This window comes from Paraliobacillus sp. X-1268, from assembly GCF_003426095.1.
GTDB classification, from domain to species: domain Bacteria; phylum Bacillota; class Bacilli; order Bacillales; family Amphibacillaceae; genus Paraliobacillus_A; species Paraliobacillus_A zengyii.
Genome location: NZ_QJSK01000043.1, coordinates 1 through 2,500 on the forward strand (window position 1 = coordinate 1; position 2,500 = coordinate 2,500).

Here is a 2,500-nt window from a genome sequence, read left to right on the forward strand (position 1 = left end):
TTATAGTTAAGTCCTCGATCTATTAGTATTCGTCAGCTACACGTGTCACCACGCTTCCACCTCGAACCTATCAACCTCATCGTCTCTGAGGGATCTTACTCTAAAAAGATGAGAAGTCTCATCTTGAGGGGGGCTTCATGCTTAGATGCTTTCAGCACTTATCCCTTCCACACGTAGCTACCCAGCGATGCTCTTGGCAGAACAACTGGTACACCAGCGGTGTGTCCATCCCGGTCCTCTCGTACTAAGGACAGCTCCTCTCAAACTTCTTGCGCCCACGACGGATAGGGACCGAACTGTCTCACGACGTTCTGAACCCAGCTCGCGTACCGCTTTAATGGGCGAACAGCCCAACCCTTGGGACCGACTACAGCCCCAGGATGCGATGAGCCGACATCGAGGTGCCAAACCTCCCCGTCGATGTGGACTCTTGGGGGAGATAAGCCTGTTATCCCCGGGGTAGCTTTTATCCGTTGAGCGACGGCCCTTCCATACGGTACCGCCGGATCACTAAGCCCGACTTTCGTCCCTGCTCGACTTGTAGGTCTCGCAGTCAAGCTCCCTTCTGCCTTTACACTCTTCGAATGATTTCCAACCATTCTGAGGGAACCTTTGGGCGCCTCCGTTACTCTTTAGGAGGCGACCGCCCCAGTCAAACTGCCCACCTGACACTGTCTCCGAACCGGATCACGGTTCTGGGTTAGAAGGTCAACACAGCCAGGGTGGTATCCCACGGGCGCCTCGACGTAAGCTAGCGCTCACGCTTCAACGGCTCCCACCTATCCTGTACAAGCTGTGCCGACATTCAATATCAGGCTACAGTAAAGCTCCACGGGGTCTTTCCGTCCTGTCGCGGGTAATGCGCATCTTCACGCATCGTATAATTTCACCGGGTCTCTCGTTGAGACAGTGCCCAAGTCGTTGCACCTTTCGTGCGGGTCGGAACTTACCCGACAAGGAATTTCGCTACCTTAGGACCGTTATAGTTACGGCCGCCGTTTACTGGGGCTTCGGTTCAGCGCTTCGCCCGAAAGCTAACGCATCCCCTTAACCTTCCAGCACCGGGCAGGTGTCAGCCCCTATACTTCGCCTTACGGCTTCGCAGAGACCTGTGTTTTTGCTAAACAGTCGCTTGGGCCTTTTCACTGCGGCTTCTCGTAAAAGAAGCACCCCTTCTCCCGAAGTTACGGGGTCATTTTGCCGAGTTCCTTAACGAGAGTTCTCCCGATCACCTTAGAATTCTCTTCTCGCCTACCTGTGTCGGTTTACGGTACGGGCACCTCTTTCCTCACTAGAGGCTTTTCTTGGCAGTGTGAAATCCGGAACTTCGGTACTTAAGTTCCCTCCCCATCACAGCTCAACCTTACATTGGACGGATTTACCTATCCAACAGCCTCACTGCTTGGGCGCGCATAACCAGCAGCGCGCTTTCCATATCCTACTGCGTCCCCCCGTTGTTCAAACGGAAAGGAGGTGGTACAGGAATATCAACCTGTTGTCCATCGCCTACGCCTTTCGGCCTCGGCTTAGGTCCCGACTAACCCTGAGCGGACGAGCCTTCCTCAGGAAACCTTGGGCTTTCGGTGAAGAAGATTCTCACTTCTTTTTCGCTACTCATACCGGCATTCTCACTTCTAAGCGCTCCACCAGTCCTCACGGTCTGACTTCGCTGCACTTAGAACGCTCTCCTACCAATCCAAGAAGTGCAATACTTCTTGGAATCCGTAGCTTCGGTGATACGTTTAGCCCCGGTACATTTTCGGCGCAGCGTCACTCGACCAGTGAGCTATTACGCACTCTTTAAATGATGGCTGCTTCTGAGCCAACATCCTGGTTGTCTATGCAACGCCACATCCTTTTCCACTTAACGTATACTTTGGGACCTTAGCTGACGGTCTGGGCTGTTTCCCTTTCGACTATGAACCTTATCACCCATAGTCTGACTCCCAAGGCAATATGATTGGCATTCGGAGTTTGACTGAATTCGGTAACCCGGTAAGGGCCCCTAGTCCAATCAGTGCTCTACCTCCAACATACGTTCCTTGAGGCTAGCCCTAAAGCTATTTCGGAGAGAACCAGCTATCTCCGTGTTCGATTGGCATTTCACCCCTACCCACACCTCATCCCCGCATTTTTCAACATGCGTGGGTTCGGGCCTCCAGTCAGTGTTACCTGACCTTCACCCTGGACATGGGTAGATCACACGGTTTCGGGTCTACGACCCTTTACTATCACGCCCTATTCAGACTCGCTTTCGCTGCGGCTCCACCTGTGCGGCTTAACCTTGCAAAGAATCGTAACTCGCCGGTCCATTCTACAAAAGGTACGCCGTCACTCATTCTTTTTCCCGAAGGAAAATATCGAGCTTCGACTACTTGTAGGCACACGGTTTCAGGATCTCTTTCACTCCCCTTCCGGGGTGCTTTTCACCTTTCCCTCACGGTACTGGTACACTATCGGTCACTAGGGAGTATTTAGCCTTGGGAGATGGTCCTCCCGG

1 rRNA gene (cut by a window edge) is annotated in these 2,500 nt (G+C 52.9%); it reads right to left on the reverse strand.

Features of this window, described 5'->3' with window-relative positions:
- Positions 1–2: 2 nt before the first annotated feature.
- Positions 3–2,500, reverse strand: a 23S ribosomal RNA gene (locus D2K62_RS18540) (it continues 449 nt past the right edge of the window).